Below are 21,204 nucleotides of genomic sequence, written 5' to 3'. Positions count from 1 at the left end.
GCATGTCAAAATAACTCTGCAGCTGCAGAAAACGAGAGAACACATGTTCGATAATCGTCTATCCCGTGTTGCATACCGCTGCTACTCTAACCGCATAGATCGAACGCAATTACGGGGGTAAGAAAATGTCGGTTACGTACCAGGGCGGTCCACACACCACTCAGCGGCGAGCTGAGATCGTCAAGCGAATCAAGAGCAACCAGTCGTGGGCGATCACGTCGCGCGCGGAAATGCTAATCGCGCTGGGCGAGTTCGACGAGCTCGGCTTGTGCGAATCATTCGGCGAAACCAGCACGGCTGGATGGCTCACGCGCGAGACTCGCATCGCAGTCTCCACGGCGTTCGAATACGTCAGCGTGGCGCGCAAGCTCGCGTATTTCCCTCTGCTCACCGCCTCTTTCCGCACCGGCCGCTTGAGCTATTCGACGGTCAGGTATCTCCTGCGATACCTCACCCCCGAAACGGAGGCGGAGCTGGTGATGTTGGCCGAGAAGCTCTGCTTTGCGGAGCTGAAACGCGCGCTTGCGGGCGTCGATAAGCAGGAAGATCAACTGGAAGCGCCCAGATATCACCACGACGTGCGTATCGACGACAACGGCGACGTGGTCATCTCTGCCAGGCTCAACGCGGCGGATGGGGCGGCGTACATGGCTGCATTGAAGATTGCGCAGCTCGCGTACTACGGCCTCGACGACCTCGGCGACGAAGACGATGAGGAAGCGATCGAGACCGAACTCGAGCGCCGCCGAGGACAGTCGGAGGCGCACCCGGCTTCCGAGTGCACGTCGGATCACCCGCGAAGCATCTCGGCGCACTTCACGGGCAATTACTCACGCGTTGGCCCTCCGACGAAGGACGACATGTACGCCTCACTGCTCGCGATGATTCATATGGTGAGGACGAATCCCGTGAGCGAGCTCCGCGCGCCGGGTGCGCACGTGAACATCATGATGACCACCAACGGCCGCGCGTGGCTTCCCGGCAACGTCGAGGCGCCATCAAAAGTGCTGGAAGCCTACGTCAACAACGCATTCGTGCGCCTGCAGATGCTGGATAAGAATGGTTTAACGCTTCATCTTGGCCGGAAATCGCGCTTCGTCAACAACGCCCAGTTCCGCGCACTCCTCGCGGTGTGGGGGTTCGAGTGCGCGATGCCGGGGTGCAACCATGCGAGGTTCCTCCAAGTGCACCACATCGAAGAATGGGCCGAAGGGGGCGAGACGAACCTGGAAAATTTGATCCCACTTTGTTCCGCCTGCCACTCGCGGGTCACCAACGGATACGTACACATCACCACAAACGGGCGAACAATCGAGTTCCGCTTCCGTGGCGGGCGCAGATTCGTCTCCCACGGCGGAGGACTTCCGGAGAAAGCCACGCCCTTTACCGGGCCCCTCGTGCCGGCAGCCGCGGAAAACAGGGAGAACCACCCGCGGGGACGGGACTTCGCCGACTAAACCAAGGGGTAATACATGGGCGCGTACCACATGCCGCCGCCCACGACGAGCGCGACGGCGGTGGCCACGGTCCACACAAGCATCGCCTTGCCGTTGAGCCCGAGCACCGGAATCAGGGCCGGCCCCTGCGCGCCGCGCAACACCTTCAACACCGATGCCAGCGCGAGGGGCAACGCGAGCAGGGCCGCGAGAGTGGGCAGGGAGAAAATCGCGAGGACGAACGTCATGACAAAGGGCGCCATGGTCAACGCGGCGAAGAGTCGGCGCGCTTTGGCGTCGCCAAGCCGCACCGCGAGCGTGTTCTTCCCGGCTACGGTGTCCGTAGGGATGTCGCGGATGTTGTTCGCCAGATTCACGGCCGCGGAGATGGAACCCACCGCCACCGCGCAGAGGAAACCGACCACGCTGACACGGCCGGATTGGGTGAACTCGGTACCCATAACGGCGACGAGACCGAAGAAGATGAACACCGCGAGCTCGCCAAGGCCCTGGTAGCCGTAGGGATTTTTGCCGCCGGTGTAAAACCACGCGGCGGCGATACAGACTGCGCCTACCAGAATTAGCCACCACGCCGACATCACTGCGAGGATGATCCCCGCCACCGCAGCGACAAAAAACGCAATGAAGGCCGCGGCCTTCACCTGCTCGGGCGCGGCCAGGCCGGACGCGGTCAGGCGGGTCGGCCCGGTGCGATCGTCGTCGGTGCCGCGGATGCCGTCGGAGTAATCGTTGGCGTAGTTAACACCTACGATCAGGGCCCACGACACGATCAGCGCCAACACGGCGCGGCCCAGGTGCGCGCCACCGAAAAAGGCGGCGGCGCCGGTCCCGGCGATCACGGGAGCGAACGCATTTGCCCAGGTATGGGGCCGTGCGGCGTCGTAAAAGTCCCGCGCGGTAGCGGAATAGGAGTCAGAGGTCATGGCTTCTATCATGCCCGCCGACAGCGTCGCGGGCACCGAATGCGACTAAGGTTGGCCGTCATGTGGATCGACTACGCAGCTCGCCAAGCGATAATTTCGCTTGGCGCTTTTGTGCGTGCGCCGCGTCTAAAGCTCGCGGCTGAAGCTTCGCCGCTGTCGTTCCCTCAAGAAGGCTCCACCGTCATATCCTTGACTACTCACGGCGATCGCATGGCGACTTCTGTGGCTTCGATTGCGTCGCTCCTGATGGGCACGCAGCTTCTTCCAGTGTTCCTCTGGCTGGATCGCGCCGACTTTGAGTCGGACTGGCCCGAGGGACTGCGGGGTTTGGTTGATCGGGGACTTCAGGTACGTTGCTCGGACGGTGCTTTTGGTCCACACACGAAGTATTTTGGCACTTTTGCCCAGTTCGCTGGGACCGACACGCGCGTGATCACGGTCGACGACGACATGATGTATCCGCGCTGGTTTGCCCAAAAACTCCTCAACGCCTCCGACGCTGACCCGCACCTTGTTGTGGCGTACCGAGCGCACGAGATTGCCTTCGACGGTGATGAGCTGGATATATACCGGCGCTGGAAGCGGGTCGTTACAACAGCGCCCTCGCACCGCCACTTCGCTACCGGGGTGTCCGGGGTGGTGTACCCGCCGTCGATGGTCGACTACGTCGCCGACCAGGGCACCGATTTTCTCGAGTGCGCCCCGAACGCCGACGACGTGTGGCTCAACGCCTGCGCACTGCGCTCTGACCACAGAGTGCGCCAGGTTTTTCCTCACCCACGCGAGTTTTCCATCGTGCCGGGTTCGCAGCGCACCGCGCTGGTGCACAAGAACCTCCGCGGCGGGGGCAACGACAAGCAGATCGAGGCAACGTACACGCGTGACGACGTCGAAAAGCTCCTGCATGAGTCCTAAAGCCGTCGTCGTCGGCGCCGGCATCAACGGGCTGACCGCCGCGCTGAACCTCGCGCGCGCCGGCTGGAGCGTCGAGGTGCTCGAACGCGAGGACACAATCGGCGGCAAATGCCGCTCCGCACAGCTCTTCCCGGGCGCGGTCAGCGATCTCGGGGCCGCCGCGTTCCCGTTCGGCGCGCAAACACTCGACGCCGACTGGGTGCGCGCGCCGCGCCCGGTCGCGCATCCGCTGGCCAGGAGCACTGCGCTTATCGACGCCCTCGGGCGCGACCAGAAAGCCTGGGACGCGCTGCACCTTCCGGTGGCGCGGGACGTCGACAAGCATCTCGCGAACATCCTCGGGCCCACCATGCTGCGCGTCCCGCCGCACCCGGTGGCGATGGCGCGCTTCGGCGTGCGCGGCGCGCTGCCCGCGACCGCGCTGGGCAACCTGCTGTTTCGCACCGAGGAGGCGAAAGCGCTGCTCGTGGGCAACGCCGTGCACTCCATGAGCTCGCCAACGCGCCCGCTGACCGCCGCGTTCGGGGTGCTCTTCGGCGCACTCGCGCACGCCAACGGGTGGCCCGTGGCGCGCGGCGGGGCCCAGACCGTGGCCGAGACCCTGGCGGTGCAGGCGCGCGACGCTGGGGTGACAATCCGCACCGGGGTGGAGGTGGAAACGCTGCCGCAAGCCGATGCGGTGGTGCTCAACATGACAGCACGCGAGGCGCAGCGCTTCGGGGCGCGCCCGCTGCACCCGGGGCCGGGGGTATTCAAGGTCGATTGGCTGCTGAATAACCCCGTGCCGTGGCGCGACCCGCGCGTCGGGCAGGCCGCAACGGTGCACGTCGGCGGCACCGCCGCGGAGATCGCCCACGCGGAGAAGCAGATCGCGCGCGGGTTGATGCCGAACCGGCCGTTCGTCATGGTGTGCCAGCAGTACGTCGCCGACCCCTCGCGCGGAACCACACTGTGGACCTACGCCCACGTCCCGCACGGTTACACTGGCGACGCCACGGGCCACATCGCGCGCCAGATCAAGCGCTTCGCCCCCGGGTTCCGCGACTGCGTTGAAGACACCCACGTCACGGGCTACATCGAGGACATCGCCGGAGGGGAAATGAACGTGCGGCAGATGGTGTTTCGCCACCCCCACCACGTCGCAGGCGGGGTGTTTCTGGCCAGCGGGTCGACGGCGCCGGGTGCCGGGGTCCACGGCATGGCCGGGCTGTGGGCGGCCCAGGCGGTGCTTAAAAGAGCTCAGTGACGGCCGCGCGGTCGACCTTACCCGGGCCGAGCAGCGGCAAAGCGGGCACCACCTTGACCTCCTTGGGCACCTGCCAGCGGGGTAGCTCCTCGAACGCGTCCATGAGCGAGGCCAGCTCGGCAGAGCCGGTGTAGGCGGCGCAGATGCGCTGGCCAAGGCGCTCGTCAGCGACCCCGACCACGCACGCGGCGGTCACGCCGGGGATGCGAAGCATGAAGTTCTCCAGCACCTCGGGGTGCAGTTTCAACCCGCCGGAGTCGATGACGTTGTCCAGGCGACCGGAGACGGTGAGGAGGCCGTCGACAAGCAAGCCCGCGTCCGAGGTGGCGAACCAGCCGGGCTCGGCGAACGCCTCGTGGCCGGGCAGGTTGCGATACCCGCGCGCAATCGTCGGGCCACCCAGCAGGATGCGGCCGCCAGCGATGCGGACCTTCGCGCCGGGCAGCGGCCGGCCGTCGTAGACGCAGCCGCCCGCGGTTTCGGAGGAGCCGTAGGTGGTCACGACGTTAACCCGCAGGTCGCGGGCGGAACGCAGCAACGTGGGGTTGGTCGCGGCGCCGCCGACCAGCACTGCGCGGAAAAGGCGCAGGGCCTCGATGCCCTCGAGGGTGGACAGTGCCTTAGCCAGCTGCATCGGTGTCAGTGAGGTGTAGCAACGCTCGCCGGTTGCCGCCAGGGCGCGGGCGCGCGCGGCGAACTCTGCGACGCGGAAGCCCTGGGAAAGATCCACGAACTCCGGCTCGACGCCCGCGACGAGACTGCGCACCAGGACCTGCAGGCCCGCGATGTAGCTCGCCGGCATGGCCAGCAACCACTGGCCCTCGCCGCCGAGGAACTGGTGCGTCGCATCCGCGCTGGACACCAGGTTCGCGCTGGTCAGCTGCGCGCCCTTCGGGCGGCCCGTGGAGCCGGAGGTGGACACGACCAGCGCGACGTCGGCGTCAATCGGCTCGCCGACGCCCTGGGTGTTACGCAGCAGGTTCGCGCGCGCCGGGTCGTCGGTAGGCACGGGCAGCAGGCTGCGGTGGCCGGCGAGGGCCTCCTCGAGGTCGTTGAGAATGGCCAGCGGGTCGCGCTGGTCGACGGGGAGGACTTCGAGGCGGTGCACGCAGGTGATTCTAGCGGGGGAGGGGAAACCGCGAGCACGCAGCGCGGATCGCCAAAGGTATTACCCCCGGGGAACCATGCGGGGCGCGACTGCGACAACTTTCCCGTCCCTTCGAACCGAAAGTTGAGGTCGTGTCGACCATTGTTCAGTCCAGCTCGACGGCGAGTGGGTTGCCAGCGCTGACGCGCCGCATCCACTTCTACGCCGGGTTCTTCATCGCGTCCTTCGTCTTCGTCGCCGCGCTCGGCGGCGGCCTGTATGCGCTTGCCCCGACCTTGGAAAACGTCTTCTACAAGAACGTTCTCACGGTCCCGGCGGACGACGGTGAGGTGGCGCTCGCAAGCCAGATCCGCGCGGCGCAGGGAACGCACCCCGAGATGGAGGTGGCGCAAGTGTGGCCGTCGTCAAGCCCAAGCGAACCCACGCGAGTGCTGCTTATCGACGAGTCCATCGCGGAAAACGAAGAACTGCGCAGCGTCTTGGTCAACCCGCACGGCGGGCAGGTGATCGGCGACGCACCCAGCTACTCGGGCCTCGGCGAGCTGCCCCTGCGGCACTGGATCCTGGGGGCTGCACAAAAACCTCCACATCGGTGAACCCGGCAGGCTCTACGCGGAGCTCGCCGCAAGCTGGCTGTGGGTCGTTGCCCTGGGCGGGCTATTCCTGTGGTGGCGCGTCACCCGCACGCGGGTGCTGACCGGGTTGGAAAAGCGCACGTCGCGGCGCGGGCGGGTGGTTAACCTCCACGGTGTCGTGGGCACCTGGCTGCTCGTCGGCACGCTCGGGCTGTCTGTAACCGGCGTGACGTGGTCCGTGCTTGCCGGGGAAAACGTGGGCAAAACCGTCGAGTGGATAGGTGCGAAGGCCGAGCCGATTGAGACCGAGATTGACCGGCCGGGCGAAAAGTTGAGCCCGGCGGAGGTGGCGGACCAAGCCGCGGTCGTGCTCGATACCGCGACAGCACAGGGGCTGACCGGGCAACTGCGGCTTTTCGTGCCCAAGGACGGCTCCCACGCGTGGCAGGCGAGCGAGCGGTGGGTGCCGTGGCGAGTCACCTCGGATGCTGTGAGCGTCGACGCTCTGCCGTTAAGCGAGCTCCCCCTGTTTTCCAAGCTCATGTCCTGGGGCATCTACCTGCACATGGGCATCATGTTCGGGCTGCCGCTCCAAATCGCCCTGGCGCTGCTGGCGCTCGGGATCTGCGCAATGACCGTGATGGGCTACGTGATGTGGTGGCGCCGGCGCCCGAGCCACACCGGTGTCGCCGGGGTGCCGGGGCGGACGAGACTGACGCGCACCGACTGGGTGATTGTGGCGATCTTCGGGGTGGCCGTTGGGCTGTTCCTGCCCCTGTTCGGACTGAGTTTTGCCGCGATGCGCGTCGCGGATCGGCTCCTGGCGGCGCGGGCGGCGCAGCGGTCGGCGTGGTCCGCCTAAACCCGGACACAGAAACCCACACGGTACGAAAATGCAGCGAGTTTAGGCTGAGCACCCGCGCTCTGAGGCGTCCGGGTTTAGGGTGAGCGCCCGCGCCCTAGTAGAAGTACGGGAACTCGTCCCAGTTCGGGTCGCGCTTGTGCAAGAACGCGTCGCGGCCCTCGACGGCCTCGTCCGTCATGTAGGCCAGGCGCGTTGCCTCGCCGGCGAACACCTGCTGGCCCATCAGGCCGTCGTCGGTGAGGTTGAACGCGAACTTCAGCATGCGCTGGGCGGTGGGGGACTTGGTGTTGATCTCCCGCGCGGCCGCGATCGCCTCCTCCTCGAGTTGGCCGTGGTCGGCAACGATGTTGACCGCGCCCATGCGCTGCATATCCTCTGCGGTGTAGGTCCGGCCAAGGAAGAAGATCTCGCGCGCGAACTTCTGCCCCACCATCTTGGCCAGGTACGCCGAGCCGTAGCCGGCGTCGAAGGATCCGACGTCGGCGTCCGTCTGCTTGAAACGCGCCTCCTGGCGTGAGGCGATGGTCAGGTCGCAGACGACGTGGAGGGAGTGCCCGCCCCCGGCGGCCCAGCCGTTCACCACGGCGATGACCACCTTGGGCATGGTGCGGATCAGGCGCTGTACCTCGAGGATGTGAAGGCGCCCGCCCTCGGCCTTCACCCGAGCGGAATCCACCTCACCGGAGTCGGAGGCGTACTGGTAACCGGAGCGGCCGCGGATGCGCTGGTCGCCTCCCGAGCAAAACGCCCAGCCGCCGTCCTTGTCTGAGGGCCCGTTGCCAGTGAGCAGCACCGTCCCCACCGACGGGTCGCGCCGGGCGTGGTCGAGCGCGCGGTACAGCTCGTCGACGGTGTGCGGACGGAACGCGTTGCGCACCTCGGGGCGATCGAAGGCGATGCGCACGGTGCCGTTGGCGCGCCCGCCGCCGTTGTGGCGGTGGTAAGTGATGTCGGTGAAATCGAAACCGTCGACGACATCCCACTGCGAGGGGTCGAAGGGCTGGTCGGTGGAGTAGCTCATGCTTACACTTTGCCCCATGACACCGAGTATCGACGACATTCTCGACCGCGCCCACGTTGTTTCTCTGCCGATGGCGGTGCGTTTCCGGGGCGTCGATACGCGTGAGGCCCTGCTTATCGACGGCCCCGCCGGCTGGGGCGAGTTCTCGCCCTTCCTCGAGTACGGCCCGGAGGAAGCCGCGCACTGGCTCGCGGCGGGCATAGAGGCCGCGTTCGAGGGGCTACCCGCGGCGAGCGGCTGGGTGGAGGTCAACGGCACCGTCCCCGCAGTGGGCCCCGCCGAGGTGGAGAAGGTCCTCGAAAGGTTTCCTGGTGTGGGCACCTTCAAAATCAAGGTTGCGGAAAAGGGGCAGTCGCTTGACGACGACCTCGCCCGCGTGAACGCTGTCCGCTCCCTGCGGCCCGGGGCGGTGCTCCGGGTGGATGCCAACCGGGGCTGGAGCGTGGATGAGGCCGTCGAGGCGGCGCACCGGTTGGGCGAGCTCGAGTACATCGAGCAGCCGTGTTGCACCGTGGAGGAGCTCGCCGAGGTGCGAGCGCGGGTGGCGACACCGATTGCCGCCGACGAGTCGATCCGGCGCGCCTCCGATCCACACCGGGTGGCGAAGCTCCGGGCGGCGGATGTGGCCGTTGTCAAGGCCGCGCCGCTCGGCGGCGTGCACCGGCTCCTGCGCGTCGGGGAGGAGCTGGGGCTCGACCTCACGGTCGCCAGCGCCCTAGACACCGCCGTCGGTGTGGGCGCGGGCCTCGTGGCTGCCAAGCTGGCCGGTTCTCGGGCGGCGGGGTTAGCCACCCAGAGGCTGTTCGTCGAAGACGTCTGCGAACCGCGGGAGATCGTCCACGGCCAGCTTGAAGTGCGATTGGCTACCCCCGATCCGGAGCGACTGCAGGGGTTGCGTGCCCGTCCGGAAAGGAGAGAGTGGTGGTTCCGCAGGGTACGCGAGTCCTACGCCCACCTATAGGGGGGAGGGGATTCGGAGTATTTATGTGAAGGAACCTAAACTGTGATCGCCATTACCTGAAAACTTAAGGAACGCCCGTGTCTACCACCGTCTCCGAGCGCTAGACGATCCTGTCCGACGGTGATCTCGCTAAATCCCCGGACCCGAAGGACTGGCGGCGCCAGCTGATCGGACTCATTGCCGGTCTACTGCTCGCCGCGATCGTCTACTTCATCTTCCCGGAGGGTGCGCCGGAAACCGTCGCCCAGTCCACCGGTGCGAAGGAGGGAGCCGAATATACCGCCGAGGCCATGCGCGTTGTCGCGGCCACCACCGTTCTCATGGGCGTGTGGTGGATGACGGAGGCTATCCCGCTCGCCGCGACCGCACTGCTGCCGATCGCGATCTTCCCGCTCGCCGCCGTCGCCCCGTTCTCCGCCGTCGCCTCGCCCTACGCGTCGTCCACGATCTTCCTCTTCCTCGGCGGGTTCCTCATGGCGCTGGGTCTGCAGCGCTGGAACCTGCACCGCCGGTTGGCGCTTGCGGTGGTCTCCGTGGTGGGCACGAGCCCGAAGCGCATCATCCTCGGGTTCATGATCGCCACCGGGTTCATGTCCATGTGGGTGTCCAACACCGCGACTGCCGCGGTCATGCTGCCGATTGGCGTCTCCGTGCTCACCCTGACCGCCGAGTCCGTCGGGGGAATGTCCAAGCAGAAGAACTTCGCCACCGCGCTGATGCTGGCTATCGCGTACGCGGCGTCGATCGGTTCGCTTGGCACCCTGATCGGCACCCCGCCGAACGCGCTTCTTGCCGGGTACATGAAGGAGGCGCACGACATCACGATCGGTTTCGGCCAGTGGATGCTCGTGGGCATGCCGGTCGCGATCGTCTTCACCGTGGTCGCCTGGCTGGTTCTCATCACCGTGTTCAAGCCCGAGGTCGACGAAATCCCCGGCGGCAAAGCGCTCATCCAGGAGGAGATCCAGAAACTGGGCAAGTGGAACTTCGCCCAGGTCGCAGTGGGAATAATCTTCCTCGCAGCGGCACTGGCGTGGATTGTTATCCCGCTCGCACGCGACTACTTCGGCTGGGAATTCCCGTACGACGACGCCGTCGTGGGCATCATCGCAGGCTTGCTTATGTTCGCCCTCCCCGTGGAGAAGAGCGGAAAGCGCGTCATCGACTGGGACACCGCAACCGATGTGCCGTGGGACGTCCTCATCTTGTTCGGCGGCGGCCTCTCCTTGTCCGCCATGTTCACCTCCACCGGTTTGTCCCTGTGGATCGGCGAGTCCGCGAAGAACCTCGCCGCGCTGCCGATCTTCCTGCTGATCCTCGCGGTTTCGGCCCTGGTGCTCGGTTTGACGGAGCTGACCTCCAACACCGCGACCGCAGCGACCTTCCTGCCCATCATGGGCGGCGTCGCGGTGGGCATCGGTTTGACCGGTGGCGGCGAGATCAACGTGCTGTTGCTCGCTATCCCGGTTGCCCTGTCGGCAACCTGCGCGTTCATGCTGCCCGTGGCGACCCCGCCGAACGCCATCGCCTACTCCTCCGGTTACGTCACCATGGGTGAGATGCTCAAGGGCGGTATCTGGCTCAACCTGATCGCCCTGGTTCTGATCACGCTGGCCACCTACTTCATTGCCGTGCCGGTGTTCGGGCTGACGTTCTAGCTGCTGGGTTTGTCGCGCGGCGCGCTAATCTAGGTGCATGAATTCCAGGGACCCGTTCGAGGACGAAACGCGCCAGTTTGGCCGGCAGCCGCGCCGCCCCCAGCAGCACTTCCCGGCGCAGCCCCAGTACTCGCCCGAGCCGCAGTGGGAGGAGCCCGTCTACTACGAGCCGGAGCCAGAGGGCACGAGCTCCAACACAGCCGCGATCGCGCTTGGCATCATTGCAGCTCTAGCCACCGCGGCCGCCGTGCTGTTCATGGTGCTGTGGCGCAGCGCCGCCGAGGAGACGAACCAGCCGACGGTAACTGTCACCGAGACCACGACGGCGACCACCACCTCGACGACCACGACGACGCGCCTTCCCGACATCCCGACGCAGCTCCCCACCGAGCTGCCGACCGAGCTCCCCACGGAGCTGGCGCCGGAGATTCGCGACGAGGTCGGCGGGCTGCTCGACAGCCTGCTCAACGGATAAGTGGGTCGCGCAATGGATTCCATGGAACTCGCCACCTACGTCGTCGATACGCTGGCGCGCCACGTTACTGATGTCGTCCTCAGCCCCGGGTCGCGCAACTCGCCACTGGCCTACGCGCTGCTTGCACGGGGTGATATTCGCGTGCACGTGCGTATCGACGAGCGCGCCGCCGCCTTTACCGCACTCGGGATGGCGCGGTTGCAGCGCCGCCACGTGGGCGTGGTCATGACCTCCGGCACCGCGGTGGCCAACGCGTACCCGGCGGTCGTCGAGGCGCACATGTCGCACACCCCGCTGGCCGTGATCAGCGCTGACCGCCCCGCGCGGCTTTTGGGCACGGGCGCGTCGCAAACGATCTGGCAGGAGGGGATCTTCGGGCGCTACGCCGCCACCCAACAGGTGTCCTCGCTGGAGTCTGACATCTCGTTTGAGCCGGACCAGGTGCACATCAACGTCGCCCTGGACACCCCGCTCGTGCCCGCCGCTCTGCCCGCCGCGCACGGCGAGCCGCGGCGCGTCGGCCCGGGCCGCTTCGACGGGGCCCGGTGGTGCGACCACGGCGAGGTCGAGGTGGACCTAAGCCGCGACACGCTTGTCATCGCGGGCGACGAGGCGTGGGAGGTGCCGGGGCTCGAGCACGTGCCGACGATCGCCGAGCCGACGGCGCCGACGCCCTTTCACCAGGTCCACCCGCTGGCGGCGCGGTTCTTCGCGCAGTCGGCGGTGTCGATCAGCCACGACGGCGGGGACTTCGCCGCCTCCACGAAGCCGGAGCAGGTGATCGTGGTGGGCCACCCCACGCTGCACCGCGAGGTGATGGCGCTGCTCGACGACCCGGAGATCACCGTCATCGGGCTCTCGCGCACGGACACCTTCACGGCGCAGCCGCAGGTCCGCGCGTCCCGGGTCAAGGCCGTAGGCCAGCTCAGTGACACGTGGCTGAAAATCTGCGAGGCCGCCGGCGAGGTCGGGGCGCAGACCGTGCGCGACGCGCTGGCCGACGAGCAGTTTGGGTTTACGGGCCTCCACGTCGCCGCGGCGGTCGGCGACACGCTCGCCGTGGGCGACACGCTGGTCCTCGGCGCGTCGAACCCGGTGCGTGACGCCTCCCTGGTGGGCCTGCCCTTCGATGGCGTGAGCACCTTCTCCGCCCGCGGCGCAGCGGGCATTGACGGCACCGTCTCCCAGGCGGTCGGCGTCGCCCTAGCGACCCAGGCGCTGCACCCTGACGAGGTCCGCGCGCCGCGCACGGTGGCGCTGATGGGGGACGTGACCTTCCTCCACGACGTCGGCGGCCTGCTCATGGGGCCGGGCCAGCGCCGCCCGAGCAACCTGACCATCGTCGTGTCCAACGACAACGGCGGCGGTATCTTCGAAACCCTCGAGGTCGGCGCGCCCGAGGTCCGCGGCAGCTTCGAGGAGGCCTTCGGCACCCCGCACGACGTGGACCTCGAGGCGATCGCGCAGGCCTACGACGTGAGTTACGTGCGCGCGGACAGCCTCGCGCAGCTTATCGACGCCCTCACCGACGATGCCCTCGCCCCCATCACCCTGATCGAGGCGCGGACAACCCGGACCACGCGCCGGGCGCTCGCGGAGCGGTTGCGCGCTTGAGCGACATCAACTGGCGCCGCCGCCTGCTGCAGCTCGTGATCGCCCTCTACGCCTGCGCCATGCTGGGCGTCGTGGCGATGATCGCGGGGCCCGCGCTCAACGACGCCCGCATCATGGACAGCCCCGGCCGCGGCATGGCCACGGTCACCGAGGTGGGGGCACTGCGCACCTCCGTGGAATACCAGGACGAGCAGGGGCGCTACCACTCGCCGCGCTACGGCCTGCTCTACCCCTCGGGCCTGGGGGAGGGCCAGCGCGTGTGGGTGACCTACTCCACCGCGGACCCGGAGCTGGTCAAGGTGGAGGGGCGCGGCTGGACCTTGGCCATCATCCCGGCGCTGTCGGTGGCGGTGGTGTCGACGCTGGTGGCGGTTGCGGCCTTCTATGGGGTAAACGCTGCGTTTGGGCGTCGAGAAGCGAAAATGCGACTGTAACCGAGAATTCACTTCTTCTTTATTCACTAGACAAAATCTTGTGGGATGCTGTCAGCATGCGTGTTGGAATCGTCGCGGAATCCTTTTTGCCGAACATCAACGGAGTCACCAACTCGGTGCTCCGCGTCCTCGAGTACCTCAAGGAAGAAGGCCACGAGGCCATCGTCATCGCCCCTGGCGCGCGCGATTTCCAGGAGGAGGTGCCGGACTACCTCGGGTTTGAGATCGTCCGCGTGCCCACGGTGATGATCCCGCTGGTGGACTCGCTACCCATCGGTGTGCCGACGACCACGATCACCTCCGCGCTGGCCGATTTTGAACCGGACGTGATCCACCTCGCCAGTCCCTTCGTCCTCGGCGGGGCCGGCATGCTCGCCGCCCTGCAGCTCGGGGTGCCCACGGTGGGGCTGTACCAGACGGACGTGGCCGGATTCGCCACCCAGTACCACGCCGCGGTGCTGGCCAACGTCGCCTGGGACTGGACCCGCAACATCCACAGCAACTGCGAGCTCACCCTCGCCCCGTCATCGGAGGCAATCCGCGAGCTCGAGGATCACGGCATCGGCAACGTTTACCACTGGGGCCGCGGCGTGGACACCACGCTGTTTCACCCGCTGAAGCGCTCCGACACGCTGCGCCGCCAGTGGGACCCGACCGGGCGCAAGAAGATCGTCGGCTTCGTCGGCCGCCTCGCCTCCGAAAAGGGAGTGCACCGCCTCGCCCCGCTGGTCAGCGAGCCGGGCGTGCAGCTCGTCATCGTCGGCGACGGCCCCGAGCGCAAGGCCCTGCAAAACACGCTGACCAACGCCGTATTCACCGGCGCTCTCTCCGGCGAGGACCTCGCCCGCGCCTACGCCAGCCTGGACCTGTTCGTGCACACAGGCGAGTTCGAGACGTTCTGCCAGGCTATCCAGGAGGCGCAGGCCTCCGGAGTGCCCACCATCGGCCCCCGCGCCGGCGGCCCGATCGACCTGATCAAGGAGGGCTACAACGGCCTGCTTCTTGACGTCGAGAGCTTCGAAGCCACCCTCGTCGACGCCACGCGCTACCTGCTTGACGACGCCCGCCACGCCGAACTGCAATCCAACGCTCGCGAGTCCGTCGCAGACAAGACCTGGCACGCGCTGTGCGAGCAGCTCATGGGCTACTACACGCAGGCCATCACCGGCTACAACCGCACGTCGGTGACCCTGTTCGGCCGCTCGATCACGCTGCCGCGCTGGGTACAGCGGGCCCGCAACAAGCGCCGCAGCGCATCTGCGTAAAGTGGGGCCCTATGGCCAAGGCAGATCTGGATAAGAAGCCCTACGACGTTGCGGGCATGTTCGATGACGTGGGCGAAAACTACGACATCACCAACACGATCCTGTCGTTCGGCCTCGACAGGAACTGGCGCCGCCGCACCCGCGAGCGCCTCGGGCTGCAACCCGGCGAGCGGGTGCTCGACCTCGCCGCCGGCACCGCCGTCTCCACCGTTGAGTTGGGCAAGTCGGGCGCGTGGGTCGTCGCGTGCGACTTTTCCCAGGGCATGCTCGCGGCAGGGCGCCACCGCGCGGTTCCCAAGGTCGTCGGCGACGCCATGCACCTGCCCTTCAAGGACAACACCTTCGACGCGGTGACCATCTCCTACGGGCTGCGCAACGTCCACGATTTCGAGGCCGGTCTGCGCGAGATGGCCCGGGTGACCAAGCCCGGCGGGCGCCTGGCCGTCAACGAGTTCTCCACGCCGATCGTGCCGGGCTTCCGCGCCCTGTACAAGAACTACCTGCCGCTCGCGCTACCGGCCCTGGCCAGGGTGTTTTCCTCCAACCCGGACGCCTACCAGTACTTAGCCGAGTCCATCCGCGCCTGGCCGGACCAGGCGGACCTGGCGCGCGCGATCAACCGCAACGGCTGGGAGGACGCCGGCTGGCAGGACCTCACCGGCGGGATCGTCGCCCTGCACAGCGCCGTCAAACCCGGCTAGGCCACGCTCCACAGCGGCTCGCGGGCCGGGGTCAGCTCGCCGGCCTTGCGCCACGCCCACGAAACCAAGTCCCGGTCCTGCTCGGTGACCAAGTTGCCCATCAGCCTCGCGGCCGCGGGCATGAGCCGCTTGCCGACGACCCCACGCAGCGCAACCGGGCCCACCACGGGCAAAAACTGCGGGTAGGTCAAAAGGCGCGCAGCCGTGCGCGCCAGCATGAAGGCGTCGCCGTAGGCGCGGCGCAGCTCGAGCGGCCACGTCAGCGTGAGGTCGGCGCCGGTGGTGATCAGCTCGACGGCCATGCGCGCGGTTTCCAGGCCGTAGTCGATGCCCTCGCCGTTGAGCGGGTTGACACAAGCCGCGGCGTCGCCGATGAGCGCCCAGTTGCGTCCCGCCACGTTGGACACCGCCCCGCCCATGGGCAGCAGCGCGCTGGCGACCGACTCCTCCGGGCCTAGGCCCCAGTCGCGGCGCTGCTGGGAGGCGTAGACCGACAGAAGCTTCTTCGTGTTCACTTTCGCGGGGCGCTTATCGGTGGACAGGGCGCCGCAGCCGAGGTTGACGGTGCCGTCGCCGAGCGGGAAGATCCAGCCGTAACCGGGCTGGATGGCGCCATCGGTGTCGCGCAGCTCCACGTGTGAGTGCATCCACGGCTCCTCCGAGCGCGGCGAGGTGCAGTACGAGCGCGCGGCGATGCCGTACACCTCGCCGCGGTGCCAGACGCGGCCGAGCGTTTTGCCGAAGGTCGAGCGCACCCCGTCGGCGACAATCACCCACTTCGGTCGCAGCGTGCCCAGCGGGGTGGTGATCGCTGAGATCGCGCCGCCGCTAAACTCCGCCGAGGTCGCGGGGCAGTTGTGGAAGACCTCGGCGCCGCTGGCGCGGGCGGCGTCGAGCAGGGTGGCGTCGAAAAGCGAGCGCGGGCTCGCCGAGCCCTCAATGCCGAACGGGCCGGCCGGCCAGGCAGCCGTGACGTCGCCGCCGAAACCGTGCAGCTTCAGGCCGCGGTTGCGGTAGGCGGGCACCTCGAGGCCGAGCTCGCGCAGGGAGTGCACCGCGCGCGGGGTGAGCCCGTCGCCGCACGTTTTGTCGCGGCCGCGCTCGGCGGCGTCGATAAGCGCCGTACGAAACCCCGCCCGCTGTGCGGCGACCGCGGCGGCCGACCCGGCTGGGCCGGCGCCGACAACGACGCACTCGAACTCATTGGCTGTGATAGTCACGATCATCCATTGTGGCAGACGCGCGACCCGTTACTGCGCATTCACCCTGCCGTGGGCTACCGTAGGTAACGCACAACTCACGGCCCTCTTAGCACCAAGGACGACACCGATGACCCACGGGATCCAACCGGCGCCCCGCCACGACTTTTCCATGGACCTCGGGGATGTAGAGCTCACGGCGCGATTGGCCGAAGGGCTGGACAAGGCCGAAAGGCTGTTGATGGAGCGCCTCACCACCGGCGAAGACTTCATCGTGGACAAAGTCACCCACCTCGCGACTGCCGGGGGCAAGCGATTCCGCCCCCTCATCGCCCTGCTATGCAGCGAGTTCGGGCCCAACCCGGGCAGCGACAACACCATCAAGGGCGCGGTGATCGCCGAGATCGTCCACCTGGCCACGCTCTACCACGACGACGTGATGGATGAAGCCGACATGCGCCGCGGTGTGGAATCCGCCAACGCGCGCTGGAACAACACGGTGGCCATCCTCGCCGGCGACATCCTCTTCGCGCACGCCTCGGAGATCATGAGTGAGATCGACACCGAGACCGTCAAGCACTTCGCCGACACCTTCGGCAAGCTCGTCACCGGACAGATGCGCGAGTCGGTCGGCGCCCGCGGCGGGGACCCTGTGCAGCACTACCTGACGGTGATTCGCGAAAAGACCGCGGTGCTCATCGCCTCGGCTGCCCGCCTTGGCTCACTTCACGCGGGAGCGAGCGAGGAGGTGGTCAAGCGCTGCGAAACCATCGGTGAAGCTGTCGGCATGATCTTCCAAATCGTCGACGACATCATCGACATCTTCTCTGACTCGGAGCAGTCGGGGAAGACCCCGGGCACCGATCTGCGCGAGGGCGTGCTCACCCTGCCGGTGCTCTACGCGCTCGAGGATGGCTCGCCCGCCGGAGAGCAGCTCCGCGGGATGCTCACCGGCCCGCTTGAGCGCGACGAGGACGTCGCCTTCGCCATCGAGCTCATCGGGCAGACCCAGGCGCGTCAGAAGACGCTCGACACCGTGCGTTCCTACCTGAGCACCGTTGACGAGCAACTTGCCGAGCTGCCCGACATCGCCGCCAACCGGGCGCTTCGCGACCTGTCCAAGAGCACCGTCGAGCGCGTCGGTTAAAAACCGCGCCTAAGCTGTTGGTTTGTTGATTCGCGCCAGCGTTGCTGTATTGTTGTTCACGCACTCGTTGAGTGCGCGCCAGGTTGCCCGAGCGGCCAAAGGGAGCGGACTGTAAATCCGTCGGCATTGCCTACAGAAGTTCGAATCTTCTACCTGGCACAGGGAAAACACAACCCGCCCACCTCCGTTTACGAGGTAGGGCGGGTTGCGTCGTTGTGGGCGTCGATAAGCATGCTCCAACTGAGGGCGGAAATGCGCGCTGGCCTGCCGATTTGTGCAGTCGCGCTATGTCGGGTTAATCTTTTCAAGGCTTCAAGGGCAGCGGGATGAAAAACGCCCACAACTTGAGAGGCTGCGCCCCCTTAGCTCAGTCGGCAGAGCGTCTCCATGGTAAGGAGAAGGTCAGCAGTTCGATTCTGCTAGGGGGCTCTGTTGTTTGTCAGGCCTAAAAGCTCGGCGAACACAAGGCGGTGTAGCTCAGTGGTAGAGCAAGCGACTCATAATCGCTGTGTCGAGAGTTCAATTCTCTCCATCGCTACTTACCTTCACTTCGGGGGTGTAAACGCCCGTGGTAGGGTAGGCGTACTGCTAAGTCAGTGCCCGAGGGGCGTGGCGCAATTGGTAGCGCAACGGTCTCCAAAACCGTAGGTTGCAGGTTCGAGTCCTGTCGCCCCTGCCACAGTGTGAAGTAAGAGGAGCTGTAGTGACGAACCCGCAAGGTCAGAACCCGGCCCAGCCGACCAGTAAGCGTCAGCTGGGCGGAGCCGCACCTGCAGCCCCCAGCACGGAAACCGCGCCGGCGAAAACCGAGCCCGCGGACAGCCCCGGCGGCGGAGTCACCGCTTTCCCGGGTGAAGTCGTCTCCGAGATGCGGAAGGTGATCTGGCCGACCGGGCGCCAGATGGTCAACTACACGCTCATCGTGTTCGCCTTCCTGATCATCCTCACCGCCATCGTGTGGAGCGTCGACTGGGTCGCACGCTGGGGGATTGAACAAGTCCTGGTGCGTTAGTTATACTTTCTCCTCGTACACGTCCCGCCGCCTCGAAAATCATCGAGGAGGGCGGGATAACTTATTGGCCCACAAGCCTGCCAACCGGCCCGTCGCGTGGGTAGGCTGGGGCCATCAAGCGATTACTAGAGGAGAACTAGCCATGGCTGAAGACACCACCGGCAAGATTGAGAACAACGAGCAGGAGATGATCGACGAGGGTGCTCCCGTTACCCCCGAGACCGATCCTGAGGCGAAGGAAAACCAGGAGACTGGCGAGGCAGGTGAGACCGCGTCCGACTCCGACGAGGAGTCCGACAGACCTGACGACGAGGCTGTGGACCGCGAGCTGATCGCGGAGAAGAAGATGATCTCCGAGGGCGGCCCGGTGTCACCCGAGACCGAACCTGCTCTACTCAAAGCGGAAGAGGAGGAGTCCGGCGACTCCGAGTACCGCCGCCGCCTGCGCGAGTACACCAAGGAGCTGAAAAAGCTTCCCGGACAGTGGTACATCATTCAGTCCTACTCGGGTTACGAGAACAAGGTGAAAACCAACCTTGACATGCGTATTCAGACCCTCGAGGTGGAGGAGTCGATCTACGACGTCGTCGTGCCCATCGAGCAGGCGATCGAACTTAAAGACGGCAAGCGCAAGATCGTGAACCGCAAGCTTTTGCCCGGTTACGTGCTCGTGCGCATGGACATGAACGACGCCGCGTGGTCCGTGGTGCGCGAAACCCCCGGCGTGACGTCGTTCGTGGGCAACGAGGGCAACGCCACCCCGGTCAAGCACCGTGACGTGGCGAAGTTCCTCATGCCGAAGGAGCCGACCGTCGTCGGCGACCCGAACCAGAAGTCGACGGTCAACGCCGAGGGCGAGACCGTCATCGCGATGCCGGAGCAGGAGGTTGCCCCGAAGCTGGCGCACGACTACGAAGTTGGCGAGGCCGTGACCATCCTTACCGGTGCGCTGGCGACCGTGTCCGCGACGATTTCGGAGATCGACCCGGAGACCGGCAAGATCCAGGCACTGGTGTCGATCTTTGGCCGCGAAACGCCGGTCGAGCTCACGGCAGATCAGATCGAGCGGATCATGTAGGGCGCGTTTTGCGCCTTCGCTGCCCAACAGCGTAAAGTCAAACGTTGCGTGTGCTTCGCATACGCGACGTTTTTATTCGTTATCCCCGGTGGCTCCCGAGACTCAAGGGGGCATCCGGCAGGGCGCGTTATTCATCGTGGCGCGGCCCGGTACCAAGGAATTGAGGTAATCCGATGGCAAAGAAGAAGGTCACAGGCCTGATCAAGCTGCAGATCCAGGCTGGCATGGCTAACCCGGCACCGCCGGTCGGCCCGGCGCTCGGTGCGCACGGCGTCAACATCGTCGAGTTCACCAAGGCGTACAACGCGGCCACCGAGTCCATGCGCGGCGACATCATCCCGGTCGAGATCACCGTCTACGAAGACCGCTCGTTCACTTTCATCCTGAAGTCCCCGCCGGCAGCAAAGCTGCTGCTCAAGGCCGCTGGCCTGCAGAAGGGCTCGGGCGTTCCGCACACCCAGAAGGTCGGTTCCGTGACCTGGGATCAGTGCAAGGAGATCGCCGAGACCAAGAAGGCCGACCTCAACGCCCGCGACATCGAGGCAGGCGCCGCGATCATCGCAGGCACCGCCCGCTCCATGGGCATCACTGTCGAGAAGTAAGGCTTCCCGGCACCCGCACGTGGCAGGGCCGGCCAGGCCCGCACCACAACTCCATCCCGAGAAGGAAAGGAATCCAACATGGCTAAGAAGTCCAAGCGCTACAACGAGCAGTTCGCCAAGGTGGACCGCGATAACCTCTACCACCCGCTCGAGGCCGTCACCCTTGCGAAGGAGACGTCCTCCGACAAGTACGACGCCACCATCGATGTGGCGATGCGCCTGTCCGTCGACCCGCGCAAGGCTGACCAGCTCGTGCGCGGCACGGTTTCCCTGCCGAACGGCACCGGCAAGACCGTCCGCGTCGCAGTCTTCGCCGAGGGCGAGAACGCAACCAAGGCTGAGGAGGCCGGGGCGGACATCGTCGGCACCGACGCTCTCATCGAGCAGATCAACGCCGGCCAGATCGACTTCGACGTCGCCATTGCGACGCCGGACCAGATGGCCAAGGTCGGCCGCGTTGCGCGCGTGCTCGGCCCGCGCGGTCTCATGCCGAACCCGAAGACCGGTACCGTCACCCCGGATGTTGCCAAGGCAATCGCCGAGGTCAAGGGCGGAAAGATCGCTTTCCGCGTGGACAAGGCCGCGAACCTCCATGCGTTGATCGGCAAGGCATCGTTTACCCCGGAGCAGCTCGCGGAGAACTACGGCGCGCTTCTCGACGAGGTGCTGCGCCTGAAGCCGGCGTCTTCCAAGGGCATCTACCTGAAGAAGATCACCGTCTCCGCGACCCAGGGCCCGGGCGTCCCGGTCGATCCTTCTGTGCAGAAGAACTACGCCACCAAGGCCTAACGGCCCCGAAGCGCGAGAAGAAAAGCCCCGCTCTGAGCGGGGCTTTTCTCATGTGGTCATCCCTTTTGGGGGTAATTGGCGCTCCGGTTCGCCAAACGGTATCCATTGCCGATAAGATTCCTATCGTTTTCTACGAGAAGGGATATGAAAGGCCATGGC

At 66.3% G+C, this 21,204-nt stretch carries 21 protein-coding genes and 4 tRNA genes; 21 read left to right on the top strand and 4 right to left on the bottom strand.

The window, feature by feature from the left end; translation table 11 throughout:
- The first annotated feature begins 125 nt into the window (after window positions 1-125).
- Window positions 126-1,457 (top strand): HNH endonuclease signature motif containing protein, encoded by a 1,332-nt coding sequence (locus E3227_RS02680; protein WP_144317454.1) that lies wholly within the window; start codon window positions 126-128, stop codon window positions 1,455-1,457.
- On the opposite strand, the gene E3227_RS02675 is transcribed toward E3227_RS02680, so the two are convergent.
- Window positions 1,454-2,380, bottom strand: a complete 927-nt coding sequence (locus E3227_RS02675) for a 1,4-dihydroxy-2-naphthoate polyprenyltransferase (protein ID WP_144317453.1) — start codon at window positions 2,378-2,380, stop codon at window positions 1,454-1,456. The genes E3227_RS02680 and E3227_RS02675 overlap by 4 nt on opposite strands.
- 210 nt (window positions 2,381-2,590) lie before the next feature.
- On the opposite strand from E3227_RS02675, the gene E3227_RS02670 reads away from it, so the two are divergent.
- The gene (locus E3227_RS02670; RefSeq protein ID WP_246062728.1) at window positions 2,591-3,295 is read left to right on the top strand and encodes a glycosyltransferase; all 705 of its coding nucleotides are present in this window, start codon (window positions 2,591-2,593) and stop codon (window positions 3,293-3,295) included.
- A complete protein-coding gene (locus tag E3227_RS02665) occupies window positions 3,285-4,541 on the top strand; it encodes a phytoene desaturase family protein (RefSeq protein WP_144317451.1) in 1,257 nt (418 codons plus the stop codon). The genes E3227_RS02670 and E3227_RS02665 overlap by 11 nt, the downstream gene beginning before the upstream one ends.
- Here E3227_RS02665 and menE read toward each other — a convergent pair.
- On the bottom strand, window positions 4,525-5,649 hold the full coding sequence (menE, locus tag E3227_RS02660) for an o-succinylbenzoate--CoA ligase (protein WP_136653409.1): 1,125 nt from the start codon (window positions 5,647-5,649) through the stop codon (window positions 4,525-4,527). The two genes, E3227_RS02665 and menE, sit on opposite strands and share 17 nt — an antisense overlap.
- Window positions 5,650-5,780: 131 nt before the next feature.
- On the opposite strand from menE, the gene E3227_RS11800 reads away from it, so the two are divergent.
- Both E3227_RS11800 and E3227_RS02655 read left to right on the top strand, forming a co-directional pair.
- Window positions 5,781-6,245 (top strand): PepSY domain-containing protein, encoded by a 465-nt coding sequence (locus E3227_RS11800; protein WP_259793855.1) that lies wholly within the window; start codon window positions 5,781-5,783, stop codon window positions 6,243-6,245.
- Window positions 6,220-7,086 (top strand): PepSY-associated TM helix domain-containing protein, encoded by an 867-nt coding sequence (locus tag E3227_RS02655; RefSeq protein ID WP_311199900.1) that lies wholly within the window; start codon window positions 6,220-6,222, stop codon window positions 7,084-7,086. The genes E3227_RS11800 and E3227_RS02655 overlap by 26 nt, the downstream gene beginning before the upstream one ends.
- 97 nt (window positions 7,087-7,183) lie before the next feature.
- Here E3227_RS02655 and E3227_RS02650 read toward each other — a convergent pair whose 3' ends face one another.
- Window positions 7,184-8,110, bottom strand: a complete 927-nt coding sequence (locus E3227_RS02650; protein ID WP_136653407.1) for a 1,4-dihydroxy-2-naphthoyl-CoA synthase — start codon at window positions 8,108-8,110, stop codon at window positions 7,184-7,186.
- Between the two features lie 16 nt (window positions 8,111-8,126).
- Between E3227_RS02650 and E3227_RS02645 the strand changes: the two genes are divergently transcribed.
- The 7 genes from E3227_RS02645 to E3227_RS02615 all read left to right on the top strand — a co-directional run bounded on the left by E3227_RS02645 (window position 8,127) and on the right by E3227_RS02615 (window position 15,218).
- Window positions 8,127-9,071, top strand: coding sequence for an o-succinylbenzoate synthase (locus tag E3227_RS02645; protein WP_144317450.1), 945 nt, complete (start codon window positions 8,127-8,129; stop codon window positions 9,069-9,071).
- Window positions 9,072-9,178: 107 nt separating this feature from the next.
- Window positions 9,179-10,729 carry an SLC13 family permease gene (locus tag E3227_RS02640; RefSeq protein WP_136653405.1) on the top strand — a complete coding sequence of 517 codons (1,551 nt, stop codon included), beginning with the start codon at window positions 9,179-9,181 and terminating at the stop codon, window positions 10,727-10,729.
- 37 nt (window positions 10,730-10,766) lie between these two features.
- A complete protein-coding gene (locus E3227_RS02635) occupies window positions 10,767-11,204 on the top strand; it encodes a hypothetical protein (protein WP_144317449.1) in 438 nt (145 codons plus the stop codon).
- A 12-nt stretch (window positions 11,205-11,216) separates the two neighbouring features.
- A complete protein-coding gene (menD, locus tag E3227_RS02630; protein WP_136653401.1) occupies window positions 11,217-12,818 on the top strand; it encodes a 2-succinyl-5-enolpyruvyl-6-hydroxy-3-cyclohexene-1-carboxylic-acid synthase in 1,602 nt (533 codons plus the stop codon).
- Complete coding sequence (locus E3227_RS02625) at window positions 12,815-13,252, top strand: DUF3592 domain-containing protein (RefSeq protein ID WP_136653399.1); 438 nt, start codon at window positions 12,815-12,817, stop codon at window positions 13,250-13,252. Before menD ends, E3227_RS02625 begins: the two co-directional genes overlap by 4 nt.
- 56 nt (window positions 13,253-13,308) lie before the next feature.
- Window positions 13,309-14,517, top strand: a complete 1,209-nt coding sequence (locus E3227_RS02620) for a glycosyltransferase family 4 protein (protein WP_144317448.1) — start codon at window positions 13,309-13,311, stop codon at window positions 14,515-14,517.
- A gap of 11 nt (window positions 14,518-14,528) precedes the next feature.
- A complete protein-coding gene (locus E3227_RS02615; RefSeq protein WP_144317447.1) occupies window positions 14,529-15,218 on the top strand; it encodes a demethylmenaquinone methyltransferase in 690 nt (229 codons plus the stop codon).
- Here the strand turns inward: E3227_RS02615 and E3227_RS02610 are convergent.
- Window positions 15,215-16,438, bottom strand: coding sequence for a geranylgeranyl reductase family protein (locus tag E3227_RS02610; RefSeq protein ID WP_311196841.1), 1,224 nt, complete (start codon window positions 16,436-16,438; stop codon window positions 15,215-15,217). The genes E3227_RS02615 and E3227_RS02610 overlap by 4 nt on opposite strands.
- 109 nt (window positions 16,439-16,547) lie before the next feature.
- Between E3227_RS02610 and E3227_RS02605 the strand changes: the two genes are divergently transcribed.
- From E3227_RS02605 to rplA, 9 genes are all read left to right on the top strand, one after another.
- Window positions 16,548-17,564 (top strand): polyprenyl synthetase family protein, encoded by a 1,017-nt coding sequence (locus E3227_RS02605; RefSeq protein ID WP_144317445.1) that lies wholly within the window; start codon window positions 16,548-16,550, stop codon window positions 17,562-17,564.
- Window positions 17,565-17,641: 77 nt separating this feature from the next.
- Window positions 17,642-17,723, top strand: a tRNA-Tyr gene (locus E3227_RS02600).
- A gap of 197 nt (window positions 17,724-17,920) precedes the next feature.
- Window positions 17,921-17,993 (top strand) — tRNA-Thr (locus E3227_RS02595).
- Window positions 17,994-18,030: 37 nt separating this feature from the next.
- Window positions 18,031-18,102 (top strand) — tRNA-Met (locus E3227_RS02590).
- 65 nt (window positions 18,103-18,167) lie between these two features.
- Window positions 18,168-18,243 (top strand) — tRNA-Trp (locus tag E3227_RS02585).
- A 24-nt stretch (window positions 18,244-18,267) separates the two neighbouring features.
- Window positions 18,268-18,576 carry a preprotein translocase subunit SecE gene (gene secE / locus E3227_RS02580; protein WP_136653390.1) on the top strand — a complete coding sequence of 103 codons (309 nt, stop codon included), beginning with the start codon at window positions 18,268-18,270 and terminating at the stop codon, window positions 18,574-18,576.
- Window positions 18,577-18,718: 142 nt separating this feature from the next.
- Window positions 18,719-19,654, top strand: coding sequence for a transcription termination/antitermination protein NusG (nusG, locus tag E3227_RS02575; RefSeq protein ID WP_144317444.1), 936 nt, complete (start codon window positions 18,719-18,721; stop codon window positions 19,652-19,654).
- Window positions 19,655-19,827: 173 nt separating this feature from the next.
- Window positions 19,828-20,256, top strand: a complete 429-nt coding sequence (gene rplK, locus E3227_RS02570; protein WP_136653385.1) for a 50S ribosomal protein L11 — start codon at window positions 19,828-19,830, stop codon at window positions 20,254-20,256.
- Window positions 20,257-20,334: 78 nt separating this feature from the next.
- Window positions 20,335-21,045, top strand: a complete 711-nt coding sequence (rplA, locus tag E3227_RS02565) for a 50S ribosomal protein L1 (RefSeq protein WP_144317443.1) — start codon at window positions 20,335-20,337, stop codon at window positions 21,043-21,045.
- Window positions 21,046-21,204: the final 159 nt, after the last annotated feature.

This window comes from Corynebacterium sanguinis (assembly GCF_007641235.1).
In the GTDB taxonomy this organism is placed as follows: Bacteria; Actinomycetota; Actinomycetes; order Mycobacteriales; family Mycobacteriaceae; genus Corynebacterium; species Corynebacterium sanguinis.
This window is presented reverse-complemented; position numbering and strand designations above follow the sequence as displayed.

Bases quoted from the DNA above. Each gene is read 5' to 3' on its own strand.
- E3227_RS02670 (WP_246062728.1), top strand. From the start codon at position 2,591: ATGGCGACTTCTGTGGCTTCGATTGCGTCGCTCCTGATGGGCACGCAG.
- menD (WP_136653401.1), top strand. From the start codon at position 11,217: ATGGATTCCATGGAACTCGCCACCTACGTCGTCGATACGCTGGCGCGC.
- E3227_RS02635 (WP_144317449.1), top strand. From the start codon at position 10,767: ATGAATTCCAGGGACCCGTTCGAGGACGAAACGCGCCAGTTTGGCCGG.
- E3227_RS02650 (WP_136653407.1), bottom strand. From the start codon at position 8,110: ATGAGCTACTCCACCGACCAGCCCTTCGACCCCTCGCAGTGGGATGTC.
- E3227_RS02605 (WP_144317445.1), top strand. From the start codon at position 16,548: ATGACCCACGGGATCCAACCGGCGCCCCGCCACGACTTTTCCATGGAC.
- E3227_RS02620 (WP_144317448.1), top strand. From the start codon at position 13,309: ATGCGTGTTGGAATCGTCGCGGAATCCTTTTTGCCGAACATCAACGGA.
- E3227_RS02615 (WP_144317447.1), top strand. From the start codon at position 14,529: ATGGCCAAGGCAGATCTGGATAAGAAGCCCTACGACGTTGCGGGCATG.
- E3227_RS02675 (WP_144317453.1), bottom strand. From the start codon at position 2,380: ATGACCTCTGACTCCTATTCCGCTACCGCGCGGGACTTTTACGACGCC.
- E3227_RS02665 (WP_144317451.1), top strand. From the start codon at position 3,285: ATGAGTCCTAAAGCCGTCGTCGTCGGCGCCGGCATCAACGGGCTGACC.
- E3227_RS02645 (WP_144317450.1), top strand. From the start codon at position 8,127: ATGACACCGAGTATCGACGACATTCTCGACCGCGCCCACGTTGTTTCT.
- E3227_RS02680 (WP_144317454.1), top strand. From the start codon at position 126: ATGTCGGTTACGTACCAGGGCGGTCCACACACCACTCAGCGGCGAGCT.
- rplK (WP_136653385.1), top strand. From the start codon at position 19,828: ATGGCAAAGAAGAAGGTCACAGGCCTGATCAAGCTGCAGATCCAGGCT.
- rplA (WP_144317443.1), top strand. From the start codon at position 20,335: ATGGCTAAGAAGTCCAAGCGCTACAACGAGCAGTTCGCCAAGGTGGAC.
- nusG (WP_144317444.1), top strand. From the start codon at position 18,719: ATGGCTGAAGACACCACCGGCAAGATTGAGAACAACGAGCAGGAGATG.